The sequence below is a fragment of the Streptomyces sp. NPDC048291 genome (genome assembly GCF_043201715.1).
In the GTDB taxonomy this organism is placed as follows: Bacteria; Actinomycetota; Actinomycetes; order Streptomycetales; family Streptomycetaceae; genus Streptomyces.
The window spans coordinates 26,349-40,020 of the sequence record NZ_JBICZC010000020.1 but is presented as its reverse complement, the minus strand read 5'-3'; the positions used below and the strand labels follow the sequence as shown (position 1 = coordinate 40,020).

Annotated in this window: 15 protein-coding genes; 3 read left to right on the top strand and 12 right to left on the bottom strand. The window is 71.8% G+C overall.

Annotation, left to right across the window (positions count from 1 at the left end):
• Positions 1–81: 81 nt before the first annotated feature.
• From ACGF5O_RS43090 to ACGF5O_RS43070, 5 genes are all read right to left on the bottom strand, one after another.
• A complete protein-coding gene (locus tag ACGF5O_RS43090) occupies positions 82–1,392 on the bottom strand; it encodes an RNA polymerase sigma factor (RefSeq protein WP_393815402.1) in 1,311 nt (436 codons plus the stop codon).
• Between the two features lie 43 nt (positions 1,393–1,435).
• Complete coding sequence (locus ACGF5O_RS43085) at positions 1,436–1,792, bottom strand: YciI family protein (RefSeq protein WP_393815401.1); 357 nt, start codon at positions 1,790–1,792, stop codon at positions 1,436–1,438.
• A 139-nt stretch (positions 1,793–1,931) separates the two neighbouring features.
• Positions 1,932–2,900: an LCP family protein gene (locus ACGF5O_RS43080; RefSeq protein WP_393815532.1), complete on the bottom strand. Its 969-nt coding sequence runs from the start codon at positions 2,898–2,900 to the stop codon at positions 1,932–1,934.
• 197 nt (positions 2,901–3,097) lie between these two features.
• On the bottom strand, positions 3,098–4,444 hold the full coding sequence (locus tag ACGF5O_RS43075) for an endo-1,4-beta-xylanase (RefSeq protein ID WP_393815400.1): 1,347 nt from the start codon (positions 4,442–4,444) through the stop codon (positions 3,098–3,100).
• Between the two features lie 104 nt (positions 4,445–4,548).
• On the bottom strand, positions 4,549–5,580 hold the full coding sequence (locus ACGF5O_RS43070) for a LacI family DNA-binding transcriptional regulator (protein WP_393815399.1): 1,032 nt from the start codon (positions 5,578–5,580) through the stop codon (positions 4,549–4,551).
• A gap of 176 nt (positions 5,581–5,756) precedes the next feature.
• On the opposite strand from ACGF5O_RS43070, the gene ACGF5O_RS43065 reads away from it, so the two are divergent.
• The gene (locus tag ACGF5O_RS43065) at positions 5,757–8,060 is read left to right on the top strand and encodes a glycoside hydrolase family 3 N-terminal domain-containing protein (RefSeq protein ID WP_393815398.1); all 2,304 of its coding nucleotides are present in this window, start codon (positions 5,757–5,759) and stop codon (positions 8,058–8,060) included.
• Positions 8,061–8,063: 3 nt separating this feature from the next.
• On the opposite strand, the gene ACGF5O_RS43060 is transcribed toward ACGF5O_RS43065, so the two are convergent.
• From ACGF5O_RS43060 to ACGF5O_RS43050, 3 genes are read right to left on the bottom strand one after another with little or no spacing between them, the layout of a single operon-like run.
• The gene (locus tag ACGF5O_RS43060) at positions 8,064–8,309 is read right to left on the bottom strand and encodes a DUF397 domain-containing protein (RefSeq protein ID WP_393815397.1); all 246 of its coding nucleotides are present in this window, start codon (positions 8,307–8,309) and stop codon (positions 8,064–8,066) included.
• Positions 8,306–9,139: a Scr1 family TA system antitoxin-like transcriptional regulator gene (locus ACGF5O_RS43055; protein ID WP_393815396.1), complete on the bottom strand. Its 834-nt coding sequence runs from the start codon at positions 9,137–9,139 to the stop codon at positions 8,306–8,308. Before ACGF5O_RS43055 ends, ACGF5O_RS43060 begins: the two co-directional genes overlap by 4 nt.
• Before the next feature lie 33 nt (positions 9,140–9,172).
• A complete protein-coding gene (locus ACGF5O_RS43050; protein ID WP_393815395.1) occupies positions 9,173–9,844 on the bottom strand; it encodes a winged helix-turn-helix transcriptional regulator in 672 nt (223 codons plus the stop codon).
• A 76-nt stretch (positions 9,845–9,920) separates the two neighbouring features.
• Here ACGF5O_RS43050 and ACGF5O_RS43045 point away from each other — a divergent pair, with 76 nt between their 5' ends.
• On the top strand, positions 9,921–10,349 hold the full coding sequence (locus ACGF5O_RS43045; protein ID WP_393815394.1) for an organic hydroperoxide resistance protein: 429 nt from the start codon (positions 9,921–9,923) through the stop codon (positions 10,347–10,349).
• Here ACGF5O_RS43045 and ACGF5O_RS43040 read toward each other — a convergent pair.
• The 4 genes from ACGF5O_RS43040 to tsaB are packed head-to-tail and all read right to left on the bottom strand — an operon-like array spanning position 10,346 to position 12,894.
• Positions 10,346–10,609 (bottom strand): hypothetical protein, encoded by a 264-nt coding sequence (locus tag ACGF5O_RS43040; RefSeq protein WP_393815393.1) that lies wholly within the window; start codon positions 10,607–10,609, stop codon positions 10,346–10,348. The genes ACGF5O_RS43045 and ACGF5O_RS43040 overlap by 4 nt on opposite strands.
• The gene (gene tsaD / locus ACGF5O_RS43035) at positions 10,606–11,700 is read right to left on the bottom strand and encodes a tRNA (adenosine(37)-N6)-threonylcarbamoyltransferase complex transferase subunit TsaD (RefSeq protein WP_393815392.1); all 1,095 of its coding nucleotides are present in this window, start codon (positions 11,698–11,700) and stop codon (positions 10,606–10,608) included. Before tsaD ends, ACGF5O_RS43040 begins: the two co-directional genes overlap by 4 nt.
• On the bottom strand, positions 11,693–12,220 hold the full coding sequence (gene rimI, locus ACGF5O_RS43030; RefSeq protein ID WP_393815531.1) for a ribosomal protein S18-alanine N-acetyltransferase: 528 nt from the start codon (positions 12,218–12,220) through the stop codon (positions 11,693–11,695). Before rimI ends, tsaD begins: the two co-directional genes overlap by 8 nt.
• A 17-nt stretch (positions 12,221–12,237) precedes the next feature.
• A complete protein-coding gene (gene tsaB, locus ACGF5O_RS43025; protein WP_393815391.1) occupies positions 12,238–12,894 on the bottom strand; it encodes a tRNA (adenosine(37)-N6)-threonylcarbamoyltransferase complex dimerization subunit type 1 TsaB in 657 nt (218 codons plus the stop codon).
• Between the two features lie 148 nt (positions 12,895–13,042).
• On the opposite strand from tsaB, the gene ACGF5O_RS43020 reads away from it, so the two are divergent.
• A complete protein-coding gene (locus tag ACGF5O_RS43020) occupies positions 13,043–13,606 on the top strand; it encodes a hypothetical protein (protein WP_393815390.1) in 564 nt (187 codons plus the stop codon).
• Positions 13,607–13,672: the final 66 nt, after the last annotated feature.

The window sequence follows — 13,672 nt, the reverse complement described above, 5'->3', positions numbered from 1 at the left end:
CGTACAGGGGCCGGGTCACTGTAGAGGCCAACTACCTGCCGCGGGAACCGAGTTACAGATGAACAGCAGTGTGCCGACAGGTTACGAAGGGCACTCGCGCGCCCTGGCCAGCAGCAGCTCCCGCTCCCGCTCGTTGCGTGCGAGGCCCGCGGCCCGTTCGAACTCCGCGCGGGCCTCGGCGGTACGCCCGAGGCGGGCCAGCAGGTCGCCACGGACGCTCGGCAGCAGGTGGTAGCCGCTCAGGGCGGGTTCGGCGGTCAGCGGGTCGACGATCGCCAGGGCGGCCGCCGGGCCGTCCGCCATCGACACGGCCACCGCCCGGTTCAGCTCGACGACCGGGGACGGGGAGCGGGCCGCCAGCAGCCCGTACAGGGTGGCGATGGACCTCCAGTCGGTCTCCTCGTACGTGTAGGCGTGCGCGTGGCAGGCCGCGATGGCCGCCTGGAGGGCGTACGGCCCCGGGGCGCCGGTCGCGGTGGCGTCGGCGCGGGCCAGGGCCCTGATGCCGCGGGCGATCAGCATGCGGTTCCAGCGGCGCCGGTTCTGGTCCCGGAGCAGGACCGGCGCGCCGTCGGGGCCGGTGCGGGCGGCCGTACGGGAGGACTGGAACTCCAGGAGGGAGGCGAGGGCGTGCACCTCCGGTTCCTTCGGCATCAGGGCGGCCAGGACGCGGGCCAGCCGCAGCGCGTCCTCGCAGAGCGACGGGCGCAGCCAGTCGTCGCCCGCCGTGGCCGCGTACCCCTCGTTGTAGATGAGGTAGATGACGTCGAGGACCGAGCCGAGCCGGGCCTCGCGGTCGGGGCCGTACGGCACCTCGAAGGCGACGTTCTTCGTGGCGAGGGTGCGCTTGGCACGGACGATGCGCTGGGCGACCGTCGGCTCGGGGACCAGGAAGGCACGGGCGATCTCGGCCGTGGTCAGGCCGCCGAGGAGGCGCAGGGTGAGGGCCGTGCGGGCCTCGGGCGAGAGCACCGGGTGGCAGGTGGTGAAGACGAGCCGGAGCAGGTCGTCGTCGATGTCCTCCGGGTCGGCGGGTTCCTCCGGCGGGGCCGTCGTCTCGGTGCTGCGGCCGATCTCGGCGAGCTTGCGGGCGTAGTTCTCCCGGCGCCGGACCAGGTCGACGGCGCGGTGGCGGGCGGTCGCCATGAGCCAGGCGCCCGGATTGCCGGGCACCCCGTCCCTGGGCCACTGCTCCAGGGCGGCGACCAGCGCGTCCTGCGCCAGCTCCTCCGCGATGCCGACGTCCCGGACGATCCGGGCGACACCGGCGATCAAGCGGGGCGATTCGAGCCGGAAGACGGTCTCGATGGCGTGGCGGGGGTCGGTCTGGGCGTCCGCCGCGGCCTCGGCGGGGGCGTCGGGGTCGGCGTCGGCGGGGGGCTGTGTGCTCACAGCCCCCCATGCAACACCCACCACCGGACGTGCGCCAGGAGGGTCAGCCCTCCGCGATCTCCCGGACCTCGCAGGTCACGGTCCAGAACTCCTCGTGCACCTGGAGGAACCGCTTGGTCCACTCCAGGGCCTCGGCCTTGTCCTTGCACTGCATGATCGCGTAGCCGCCGACGACCTCCTTGGACTCGGTGAACGGGCCGTCGGTGACGGAGATCTTCCCGCCCTCCCAGTGCACCCGGGTGCCGTCGGCGGTCGGCGTCAGGCCCGCGGTGTCCAGCATCACGCCGGCCTTGGTGATCTCCTCGATCAGCTCGCCCATCCGCTGCATCAGCGCCTCGCTGGGACCCTCGGCGGGGGCGGAGCTCTCGTCGATGCGCACGAGCGACAGGTAACGGGGCATGGTGACTCCTCGGGTTCCACTGCTGCGGGGTCTCTCCCCGCATCTCACCCTTGCGTCGAACGGCCCGCCACCGGATCGACACGCCTGCCGGAATTTCCCGGGGTTTTTTTCCGGCCTCGTTCCCGGCCCCCTCTCCGGCCTAGCGCAGCGAGTCCCACAGCTCGCTCGCGGCCGGCTCCTTCGCGATCACCCGGTTGGGGTCGGAGGGCGCGGTGACCACCGGCATCATCACCGTCTTCGTGTGGTCGGAGGTCAGTCCCTGCAGGCTCTGCCCGAGCCGCATCAGCTCGCTGAGCGAGTCCAGGCCGGTGTCGGTGGTGAGGCTGGAGGTGACCGCGTCGGCGACCTCGTAGAGCTTGGCCGGGCTGGTCAGCAGGTTGATGGAGGCCATCCGGTCCAGGAGCGCCTTCACCAGTTTCTGCTGGAGGCCTATCCGGCCCAGGTCGCTGCCGTCGCCTATGCCGTGCCGGGTGCGGGCGAGCGCGAGGGCCTGGGTGCCGTCGAGGTGATGGGTGCCCTTCTTCAGGTGCAGGTGGCTGTCGTCGTCGTCGATGTCCTGGTCGGTGGTCACGGTCACCCCGCCGAGCGCGTCGACCAGCTTCGCGAAGCCCGAGAAGTCGATCTCCAGGTAGTGGTCCATGCGGACGCCGGTGATCGACTCGACCGTCTTGACCGCGCACACGGCGCCGCCCACCGAGTAGGCGCTGTTGAACATCGCGTTGTAGGCGACGGACGTCGAGCCGCCGGAGGAGAGCGGGCAGGAGGGCCGGGTGACCAGGGTGTCGCGGGGGATGCTGACGATCGTGGCGGAGGTCCGGCCGGCGTCGACGTGGACGACCATCGCGGTGTCGGAGCGGGCGCCCGAGCTGCTGCCGCCGCCGAGCTTCTTGTTCTCCTTGCCGCTGCGCGAGTCCGAGCCCAGTACCAGGATGTTCATCGAGCCGGTGGGCAGCGGGGACGCGGAGGCCGAGGCGGACGCGGTGGCCGTCGGTGTCGTCACCGCCTTCGCCGGGCGGTCGTCCCCGAGCGCGCTGTTGATGTCGACGCTCTTGATGTTGTCGTTGAGGTGCCAGTAGACCCACCCGGCGCCGGCGATGCCGAGCGTCATGACCCCCGCCAGGGTGAGGCCGACGATCTTCAGCGCTCTCGACCGCCGGCCCACCCGTCTGCCCGCGCCGCCCTGCTCCTCGTGTCCCGCGTGTCCCGTCACAAGGCAGGAACGTAAGTCCGAATTATTAGGGGACTGTTAGCGCGAGCGCCGCGAAGCGGTTTTCTTCGGAAAATCTCACCGTTCTCAGTCCGGGTTCAGCCCAGGGTGACGACGGGCACCGGATTGCTCCCGCTCCAGGACGCGTTGAACCCGAAGGTGACCGAACTCCCGTCCGCCACCGTCCCGTTGTAGGAGGCGTTCGCGCAGGAGACGGCGGCGCCCGACTGGGTGCAGGTCGCGTTCCAGGCCTGGGTGATCTGCTGCCCGGCGCCGTACGTCCAGCTCACGTTCCAGGAGCTCAGCGCGGCCCCGGAACAGGAGATCGTCACCTGGCCGGTGAACCCGGTGTTCCACTGGCTGGTCACGCCGTAGGCGGCGGTGCAGGCACCGGTCGGCGGCGGGGTGGTCGTGGTCCCGCCGAGCGCCTCCGCGATGCCGTAGTACGCCGGTTTCGGCGCGTAGTTCGCGTCGTACGGGGTCGCCGCGCCGTAGCCGGGGAAGGTGCTGTCCACCCAGGAGTCGGAGTCGGTGAAGCCCCACACGGTGACGTTGACGCAGCGGCTCACCGCCACGCACGCGGCCACCACCGACTTGAAGTCGGCCTTCTGCTGGGCGAGTTTGGTGCTGTCGGAGGGCAGTGCCATCCGGATGTCCAGCTCGGTGATCGCCACGTCGACGCCCAGGTCGGCGAGGCGCTGGATGTTCTGCTGGAGGGTGGCGGGCACCTGGCCGAGGATGAGGTGCGCCTGCAGCCCCACCCCGTCGATCGGGACGCCCGCCGCCTTCAGGGACTTGACCAGGTTGTACAGGGCGGTGCTCTTCGCGTTGACGCCCTCGACGTTGTAGTCGTTGATGTACAGCTTGGCGTCCGGGTCGGCCGCGTGTGCCCAGGTCAGGGCGTTGGCGATGTAGTCGGAACCGAGGCCGTTGTACCAGAGCGTCGACCGGTAGGTGCCATCCTCGTTGAAGGGTTCGTTGACGACGTCCCAGGCGGCGATCTTCCCCTTGTAGCGGCCGACCTCGGTGCTGATGTGGTTCTGCAGCAGGCTGCCCAGCTGGGCGGAGGTCCAGGTGCCGTTCGTCAGCCAGCTGGGGTTCTGGCTGTGCCAGACCAGGGTGTGGCCGCGGACCTGCTGGTTGTGGGCCTGGGCGAAGGCGACGATCTGGTCGGCCTCGGTCCAGTTGAAGGTCCCCTGGGTGGGCTCGACCGTCCCCCACTTCATGGCGTTGCCCGGGGTCAGCGAGCTGAACTGGCCGCCGGCCAGGTCGCCGTAGGTGCCGGTGAGCTTGGAGCCGGTGACCGCGGTGCCGACGACCCTGCCCTTCGCGGCGGCGAGGTCGCGCAGCGGGGTGTCGGCGGCGTGCGCCGCGGGGGCGGTGAGGAGCAGTGCCGCGCCGGTGAACAGCGCGGCGAGGGGTAAGCCGAATCTCAGAGATCTCATTGCGGGTGCCTCCGAAAGTTTCGGTTGTGCAACCGATTGGCTTCGGAGGAGTGTGGAGACGCCCCCACCACCCGTCAATACGTCAACTTCTGGCCAAGCCCGCCTCACGCGACCGCGGGCGCCACCGTGCTCGACCGCACCACCAGGCTGGTCGCCAGCTCCACCCGGGTGGCGGTCGTCGCCTCCTCCGCCCGCCCCATCTCCAGGACCAGCCGCGCCGCCGCCTCGGCCATCTCGGTCAGCGGCTGCCGTACGGTCGTCAGCGGCGGCCCCACCCAGCGGGCCAGCGGCAGGTCGTCGAACCCGACGACGCTCACGTCCTCGGGGATGCGCAGCCCCAGCTCGCGCGCGGCCTCGTAGAGCCCGAGGGCCTGGAGGTCGTTGCCGGTGAAGATCGCGGTGGGCCGGCCGGGCATGCGCAGCAGTTCCAGGCCGAGCCGGTAGCCGGCGTCGTGGTGGAAGTCGCCCGCCTTGATCAGGTCCGGGTCGACCGGCAGCCCGGCGGTCTCCAGCGCGGCCCGGTAGCCGTCCACCCGGGCCCGGCTGCACATCATCCGGGACGGCCCGCTGATCGCGCCGATCCGCCGGTGCCCCAGCTCGACCAGGTGCCGGGTGGCGGCCAGCCCGCCCTGCCAGTTCGTCGCCCCGATCGACGGCACGTCCGGCCCCGGGTCTCCCGCCGGGTCCATCACCACGAACGGGATGGACCGGCTCAGCAGCAGCGCCCGCTGCGACTCGTCGAGCCCCGACAGCACGAGCACCACCCCGTGCGGCCGGCGCGCCGCCACCTGGTCCGCCCAGGTCCGCCCCGGGGTCAGCCGCCCCGCGGACTCGCTCAGCACCACACTCAGCCCGGCATCCCGGGCCACGTTCTCGACTCCCCTGATGACCTCCATCGCCCAGGCGCTCTCCAGCTCGTGGAAGACCAGGTCGATCAGCGGCGACCGGGAGGCCTCGGCGCGGCGCCGCCGGTAGCCGTAGGCACGCAGCAGCTCCTCGACCCGGGTGCGGGTCGCCGGGGCGACGTCGGCGCGCCCGTTCAGGACCTTCGAAACAGTCGGAGCGGACACGCCTGCCTCACGGGCGATTTCGGCGAGCGTCGCCGTCTGCGTTTCTGTGGGCTTCGAAGGCGTCATGCCCGCGATCGTATCCCCGCGCTCCCCCTTGACGAAGACCCTGGCACGCCATAGGTTCCCGGAACATTCGGTGTGTGGTACGAAACATTCGTAGCAGCGTTCGTAGCAGAGAACCCACGCAGAGAGCACGCAGTGAGCACGCAGAGAACCACGCAGAGAGCAGAGACGGGAGTTTCATGACCACCGCTCCTTGGCGCGACCCCGCACTGCCCGCCGCCGCCCGCGTCGACGACCTGCTCACCCGGATGACGCTGGAGGAGAAGACCGCCCAGCTGTACGGGGTGTGGGTGGGCGCCGCCACGGACGGCGACGGGGTCGCCCCGCTGCAACGCGAGATGAGCGCCGACTACGACTGGACCGAGCTGATCACCCGCGGCCTCGGCCAGCTGACCCGTTCCTTCGGCACCGCCCCGGTGGACCCGGTGCTGGGCGCGCGAGCACTGGCCCGCGCCCAGCGCCGGATCACCGCGGCCGGCCGCTTCGGCATCCCGGCGATCGCCCACGAGGAGTGCCTGGCCGGCTTCACCGCCTGGCAGGCGACGGCCTACCCGGTCCCGCTCGCCTGGGGCGCCGCCTTCGACCCGCCCCTCGTCGAGGAGCTGGGCCGGCGCATCGGCCACGACCTCCGCTCGGTCGGCGTCCACCAGGGCCTGGCCCCCGTCCTGGACGTGGTCCGCGACCCGCGCTGGGGCCGGGTCGAGGAAACGATCGGCGAGGACCCGTACCTGGTCGGCACCATCGGCTCCGCGTACGTCCACGGCCTGGAGTCGGCCGGAGTGATCGCCACCCTCAAGCACTTCGCCGGCTACGCCTCCTCCGTCGGCGCCCGCAACCTCGCCCCGGTCCGGGCGGGGGTACGGGAGTTCGCGGACGTCACCCTCCTCCCCTTCGAGATGGCGCTCCGCGAGGGCGGGGCCCGCTCGGTGATGGCGGCCTACAACGAGACGGACGGCGTCCCGGCCTCCGCCGACCCCCGCCTCCTGACCGAACTCCTCCGCGACGACTGGGGCTTCGACGGCACGGTCGTCGCCGACTACTTCGGCATCGGCTTCCTGCAGTCCCTGCACCGGGTGGCCGGTACGGAGGCGGAGGCGGCCCATCTCGCCCTGGCGGCGGGCATCGACGTCGAACTGCCGACCCTGAAGTGCTACGGCCGCCCGCTGGTGGCGGCGGTCCGGGACGGCATGGTCCCGGAGTCACTCGTCGACCGGGCGGCCCGCCGGATCCTCCTCCAGAAGTGCGAACTGGGGATGCTGGACGCCGACTGGACCCCGGAGCCCGAGCAGGACGGCCCGGTCGACCTCGACTCGACGGCGAACCGCGCGCTGGCCCGCCGCCTGGCCGAGGAGTCCGTGGTCCTCCTCGACAACCCGGACGGCACGCTCCCCCTCGCCCCCGACACCCGCATCGCGGTGGTCGGCCCGCGCGCCGCCGACGCCCTAGCGATGCTGGGCTGCTACTCCTTCCCGTCCCACGTCCTGACCCACCACCCCGAGGTCGACCTGGGCATCGCCATCCCCACCGTCCTCGACTCCCTCCGCGCCGAACTCCCCGACGCCAAGGTCACGTTCGCCGAGGGCTGCGACGTCACGGACCCGGACCCGTCCGGCTTCGCGGAAGCGGTGGCACGCGCGTCCGAGGCCGACGTGTGCGTGGCGGTCCTGGGCGACCGCGCGGGCCTGTTCGGGCGGGGCACCTCGGGCGAGGGCTGCGACGTCACGGACCTCGGATTGCCGGGCGTTCAGGCGGACCTGCTGGACGCACTCCTCTCGACGGGCGTCCCGGTGGTCCTCGTCCTGCTCACCGGCCGCCCGTACGCACTGGGCCGCTGGCACGGCCGACTCGGCGCGGTGGTCCAGGCGTTCTTCCCCGGCGAGGAGGGCGGCCCGGCGGTCGCGGGAGTACTGTCGGGCCGCGTCAACCCGTCCGGCCGCCTCCCGGTCAGCGTCCCCCGCGTGCCGGGCGGCCAGCCCTGGACCTACCTCCAGCCCCCGCTCGGCCTCGCGGGCGAGGTCAGCAACCTGGACCCGACCCCGCTGTATCCCTTCGGGCACGGCCGCGGGTACACGGCGTTCGCGTGGGCCCTCGACTCACCCGCCACGGCCGAGATCCCCACGGACGGCTCCCACGACGTGACCCTGACCGTCCGCAACACGGGCGAGCGGGCGGGCACCGAGGTCGTACAGCTGTACCTGCACGACCCGGTGGCCTCGGTGACCCGCCCGGACGTCCGCCTGATCGGCTACCGGCGCGTGGACCTGGCCCCGGGCGCATCGAAAAGGGTGACCTTCCACTTCCACGCGGACCTGTCGGCGTTCACGGACCGGGAGGGGGCGCGGGTGGTGGAGCCGGGGGCACTGGAGCTGCGGGTGGGGGCGTCGAGCGCGGACACCCAGGGCACGGTGACACTCCAACTGACCGGTCCGGTACGACGGTTGGGGCCGGACCGGGTGCTGCGCTGCGAGACGGAGGTGGACTGACCGTCAGGACGCGGCAGCGAGCGCGACGAAGGGGGCCCAGGCAGCGGGGGTGAGGGCGAGGCGGGGGCGGGCGCGGTCCTTGGAGTCGCGGATGTGGATGGTGGTGGGGGCGACGGCTACTTCTATGCAGTTGTCGCCCGCAGTGCCGCTGTACGTGGACTTGTGCCAGGTCAGGGCGACTTCTATGCAGCTGTCGCCCTGGGCGCTGCTGTAACTGCTCTTGAACCAGGCGAGTTCGGCGTTGCTCATAGCGCTCCTCGCAGTCGCTCCAACAGGCTCGCGGAGTCCTCGGGGGTGAGGGCCTGCGAGCGCAGTCTCGCATAGCGCTGCTGGACGCGGATCACCTCTTTCGGGTCGGTGATGACACGGCCGTTCTCCTGCCCCTCGCAGTACGCAAACGGCTTGCCCTCAGGTGTCATGAGGGCTTGTACCGGCCCTGCCAGGCAGGCGTGGTGCGCGGCCTCCAGCGGCATGATCTGGAACGTGATGTTGCGCGGGGCCGTCGCCTCCACAATATGGGCGTACTGCTCGCGCATGACGTCGATGCCCCCGATGCGCCGCCGCAGCACTGCCTCCTCCACGATGAAGCTGAACGACGTGTTGGGGCGCTCGCGCAGCAACCGTTGCCGGTCCAGCCGAGCCGCCAGCTGCGTCTCCATCTGCTCGTCGGACATCGGCGGGATCTCCTCGTCGTACAAGGCACGTACGTAGGAGGGGGTTTGGAGCAGGCCGGGCACCAGCCTGCACTCATACGTGTCCAATGCGACCGCTTCCTGCTCCAACTGCGCCCACATCCGGAACCAGACCGCGAACCCCGGTTGCCGCCCGACCCTCTCGAAGCCCTTCCGTAACGCGCCGGTGTTGCCCAGCGCCCCCTCCGCCAACTCGACGAACCGCTGATCCGGAAGCCGCCGCCCCAACTCGATCGAAGCCACCGAGTGCTTGGACATGTGAACCCGCGCCCCGAACTCCTCCCGGCTCAGTCCCGCGTGCTCCCGCAGCCCCTGCACGAACGCGCCGAACGTCTTCATGCTGTCCGACGACTCGGGCTCACCGTTCACCTCAACGCCACCGCTCATGCACTCAGGGTGACGGTGGCGCGGCTCCGCTGTCTACGGATTCCGGGAATGCGGCAGCGGCAGCGGGAACAGGCCCTTCAGCCTGCGCAACGCCTCCTCGTCGCCGGCGGCGGACGCCACGCCCGTCTCGACGGCTTCCGCGAAGGTGAGGCCCTGGCCGGTCAGGCGGACGAAGGACTCCTCGCTCATCGTGACGGTCGCGTCGGGGTACTGGGCCGGACCGTGCACGGCCTCGACCGTCCCGTCGTCGATCCGGGCATGGAACACCTCGTCGTCGATGCGGAACTCGTACACCGCACGGAGCCCTGCCGCCGCCTCGGGGTCGAAGCAGGCGCGCAGCCCGAGCACGGCCCAGCCCGGATGGAACGCCTCGGTGTCACGGCGCTCGCCCATCGCCCACTTGAGGCCCCAGCGGGCCAACTCCAGGATCGCGGGGCCGAGTTCCTCGCCCGCCGGGGTGAGCGCGTAGGCGGGGGTCCGGGCGGGCGGCGGGAGCGTGACCTTGCGGGCGAGACCCTCGCGCTCAAGGTGCTTGAGGCGCGCGGCCAGCAGCCCCGTACCCAGACCGCGCAGGCTCGCCTGGAGATCGCCGTACCGCTTGGGCCCGGTCAGCAGTTCGCGGATCAGCAGCAGGGTCCAGCGTTCGCCGACGAGGTCGAGGGTGCGCGCTGTGGCGCAGTACTGGTTGTAGGTTCGCTGTTCCACTTCGGAATCATAAGTCATTGACTTCCTGATTTTGAAGTGGGAGGTTCGAACTACGGTAACAACACAGGGGGTTGGGATGAGCAACGCGTTGTACACGGCACAGGCGCACGTCACCGGAGGCCGGAACGGCCATGGGCGGACGAGCGACGGGCGGCTGGACCTGGAGCTGCGCCTGCCCAAGGAACTGGGCGGCGACGGCGAGGGCGTGAACCCCGAGCAGCTCTTCGCCATCGGCTACGCCGCCTGCTTCGGCACCACGCTCGCCCTGCTCGGGCAGCGCGAGGGGCTCCAGGCGGACGACGCGGAGGTCGACGCGTCCGTCTCCCTGATCCCGGCCGGAGGCGGCCGCCTCCGGCTCGGCACCGAACTGCGGATCTCCCTGCCCTCGCTCACGGACGAACAGGCGACCGGACTGGCCAGGGCGGCCCACCAGGCCTGCCCGTACTCCAACGCCACGCGCGGCAACATCGACGTGGCCCTGACGGTCAACGGCAGAGGCCTCTAGGGGGTGTCGCCCACCGACTCGAACCGCCACCGGTGCACCGGCCGGGTGACCAGGTCACGGGGCGGGTCGGGGAGTTCGGGAAGGTCCGAGTCGTCGTAGGACGCCTCCCACCACGTGATGACCAGCACCCGGTCCTGCGGTGCCCAGAAGGTCTCCCGGCGCAACGGGGCCTCGGGGAGCCTCTGCTCGCGCGCCCAGGCGACGAGTTCCGCGCCCCGGCCCTCCACCGCCCGCGCCTCCCACATCAACGCGACCGTCACGTGTAGAGGTTCTCCTTGCTGACCTCGTGGACGTGGTCGTGGTGGTGGGTGCCGGGGACGTGCGGGTCGGTCACCGGCAGGGAGCTGTCCGCGGAGAGGTCCCAGTCGGACGGGGTCCGGTTGCGGGCGACCATCTCCGCGCCGAGGGCGGCCACCATCGCGCCGTTGTCGGTGCACAACTTCATGCGCGGCACCCGGAGCTGGATGCCGGCCGCCTCGCAGCGCTCCGCCGCGAGGGCGCGCAGCCGGGAGTTGGCGGCGACTCCGCCGCCGATCATCAGGTGGTCGACGCCCTCGTCGCGGCAGGCCCGGACGGCCTTGCGGGTCAGGACGTCGACGACCGCCTCCTGGAAGGACGCGGACACGTCGCGGACCGGGACCTCCTCGCCCGCCGCCCGCTTGGCCTCGATCCAGCGGGCCACCGCCGTCTTGAGCCCGGAGAAGGAGAAGTCGTAGGCGGGGTCGCGGGGGCCGGTGAGACCGCGCGGGAAGGCGATCGCCGAGGGGTCGCCCTCCTTCGCGTAGCGGTCGATGACCGGGCCGCCCGGGAAGCCCAGGTTCAGCACGCGGGCGATCTTGTCGAAGGCCTCGCCTGCCGCGTCGTCGATGGTCGCGCCGAGCGGCCGTACGTCGGAGGTGATGTCCGAGGAGAGGAGGAGCGAGGAGTGGCCGCCGGAGACCAGCAGCGCCATCGTCGGCTCCGGGAGCGGGCCGTGTTCCAGCTGGTCGACGCAGATGTGGGAGGCGAGGTGGTTCACGCCGTAGAGCGGCTTGCCGAGCGCGTACGCGTACGCCTTCGCCGCCGAGACGCCGACCAGCAGCGCGCCGGCCAGACCGGGGCCCGCCGTGACCGCGATGCCGTCGAGGTCCTTCGCGCTGACGCCCGCGTCCTTCAGCGCGCGCTCGATGGTCGGGACCATCGCCTCCAGGTGCGCCCGGGACGCCACCTCGGGGACGACCCCGCCGAAGCGGGCGTGCTCGTCGACGGAGGAGGCGACGGCGTCGGCGAGGAGGGTGGTGCCCCGGACGATGCCGACGCCGGTCTCGTCGCAGGAGGTCTCGATCCCCAGAACCAGGGGTTCGTCAGCCATTGATCTCGGTTCCTTGTTCGGAGGTGGGCCCGGTGGCGGAGCCGGTGCCGGGCTGCCCGGTAATCAGGCGCATCACCAGGGCGTCCACGTTCCCCGGCTGGTAGTAGCCGCGTCTGAACCCGATGGGCTCGAAGCCGAACCGCTCGTAGAGCTTCTGGGCGCGGATGTTGTCGACCCGGCACTCCAGCATGACCTCGGCGCACTCGAAGGCGGTCGCGGCGCGCAGCAGTTCGGTGAGCAGCTCCGCGCCGAGCCCGGTGCCCCACTGGTCACGGCGTACGGCGATGGTCTGGATGTCGCCGACCGCGGCGGAGCCGCCGTCGTCGGAGGCGGCACCCTGGGCGGCGAGGCCGCCGTAGCCGACGATCCGGTCGCCCTCCAGGGCCACCAGGTACCGCCGGGTCGCCCCGGGGCCCCTCGCGTGGGCCAGTTCGGACCAGAACATCCCCCGCGACCAGGCATCCTCGGGGAACAGGTCCTTCTCCAGCTCCAGGACCGGGTCGATGTCCCACCAGCGCATCTCGCGCAGCTGTGCGGTCACTTCGGGGTGACCACCTTGTAGTTCTTGGGCACCTGGGCGTCCGGCCTGCGCAGGTACAGCGGGCGGGGCGCGGGCAGTTCCTCGCCGGCGGCCAGCTTCTCGGCGGCCAGCGAGGCGAGGGCCGCGGCGGAGACGTGCTCGGGCTCGTGCGCGACCGGGAAGGTGTCGGGGTAGAGCAGCGCCCCGGCGCCGACGGCGGGCAGCCCGGCCACCTGCTCGGCGATGTCGGCGGGCCGGTCGACGGCGGGCTCCGTGCGCCGGGTGCGCGAGTCCTCGTACACCGCCCAGTAGACCTCCTTGCGGCGGGCGTCGGTCGCGACGACGAACGGGCCCTTCTCGATGTCGGCCGCGTAGGCGAGCCCGTCGAGCGTGCACAGGCCGTGGACGGGCACGCCGAGCGCGAGCCCGAAGGTGTCCGCGGTCATCAGACCGACCCGCAGGCCGGTGTAGGGGCCGGGACCGATGCCGGTGACGATGTCGGTGACGGCGTCCAGCGGGACCCCGGCCTCGGCGAGGACGCGGTCGACGGCCGGCAGCAGCAGCTCGCCGTGCCGGCGCGCGTCCACCTGGCTCGACGAGGCGATGACGGCCGTACCGTCGTGCAGGGCGACGGTCACGGCGGGGGTGGCGGTATCCAGAGCGAGCAAGAGCACGCGAACAGCCTACGGCTCCGGCGCCGCGAGCACGCCCGGCCGGGTCGGACGGTCACTGACTGCTACGGTCTGTACGAAGTACGACATATACGGCTAGGCCCCACGCGAGGCTCTCCGTGAGGCTCTACGGCAGGCAGAGGTGGCGCGCGTGGCAGGGACCAGCTCGGGAGTCGTGGCAGGCCTGACCGCGGCGGCCGTCGGGGTGGTCGGTTTCCTCGCCTACCAGGCCTCGGCCACTGTCCCGCCCGGCCTCGGCAGCCGGTCGTCGGCGAGCCCCGCCCCCGGAGCGCCGGGCGCCAAGGCCCCCCGGGACCACCGCCACCCCACCGCCCTCCCGAACACCTCCGGCACGGGTGAACGGGTGGTGTACTCGGTGGACGACGACCGGGTCTGGCTGGTCAACGAGCGGGGCCGCGTCGAGCGCACCTTCGAGGTGAACCCCGGCACCATCGACCCGCCGCTCGGCGCCTACTGGGTGACGTCCCGCTCCAAGGCCGTCACCGGCACCGACGGCCTCCCCATCGAGCACGTCGTCCGCTTCACCACCACGAAGGACGGCTCGGCCATCGGCTTCAGCGCGGTCACCGCCCAACGCGCCGCCACACCCCCCGACCCCACGGTGAAGACCGGCGGCATCCGCGAGACCCGCCCCGACGGCAACGCCATGTGGAACTTCGCGACGATCGGCGTCAAGGTGATCGTGATCCGCTGACGCGCCCCTGACCGGCGGCGCAGCCGCCGCTTGGGGGCGCGGGGAACTGCGCGACCAGCCCCCACG

Coding starts and splice junctions, on each gene's coding strand:
- ACGF5O_RS43085 (WP_393815401.1), bottom strand. CDS start 1,792: ATGCCCCGTTACCTGTCGCTCGTGCGCATCGACGAGAGCTCCGCCCCC.
- ACGF5O_RS43080 (WP_393815532.1), bottom strand. CDS start 2,900: ATGACGCTCGGCATCGCCGGCGCCGGGTGGGTCTACTGGCACCTCAAC.
- ACGF5O_RS43075 (WP_393815400.1), bottom strand. CDS start 4,444: ATGAGATCTCTGAGATTCGGCTTACCCCTCGCCGCGCTGTTCACCGGC.
- ACGF5O_RS43070 (WP_393815399.1), bottom strand. CDS start 5,580: ATGACGCCTTCGAAGCCCACAGAAACGCAGACGGCGACGCTCGCCGAA.
- ACGF5O_RS43065 (WP_393815398.1), top strand. CDS start 5,757: ATGACCACCGCTCCTTGGCGCGACCCCGCACTGCCCGCCGCCGCCCGC.
- ACGF5O_RS43060 (WP_393815397.1), bottom strand. CDS start 8,309: ATGAGCAACGCCGAACTCGCCTGGTTCAAGAGCAGTTACAGCAGCGCC.
- ACGF5O_RS43055 (WP_393815396.1), bottom strand. CDS start 9,139: ATGAGCGGTGGCGTTGAGGTGAACGGTGAGCCCGAGTCGTCGGACAGC.
- ACGF5O_RS43045 (WP_393815394.1), top strand. CDS start 9,921: ATGAGCAACGCGTTGTACACGGCACAGGCGCACGTCACCGGAGGCCGG.
- tsaD (WP_393815392.1), bottom strand. CDS start 11,700: ATGGCTGACGAACCCCTGGTTCTGGGGATCGAGACCTCCTGCGACGAG.
- rimI (WP_393815531.1), bottom strand. CDS start 12,220: ATGCGCTGGTGGGACATCGACCCGGTCCTGGAGCTGGAGAAGGACCTG.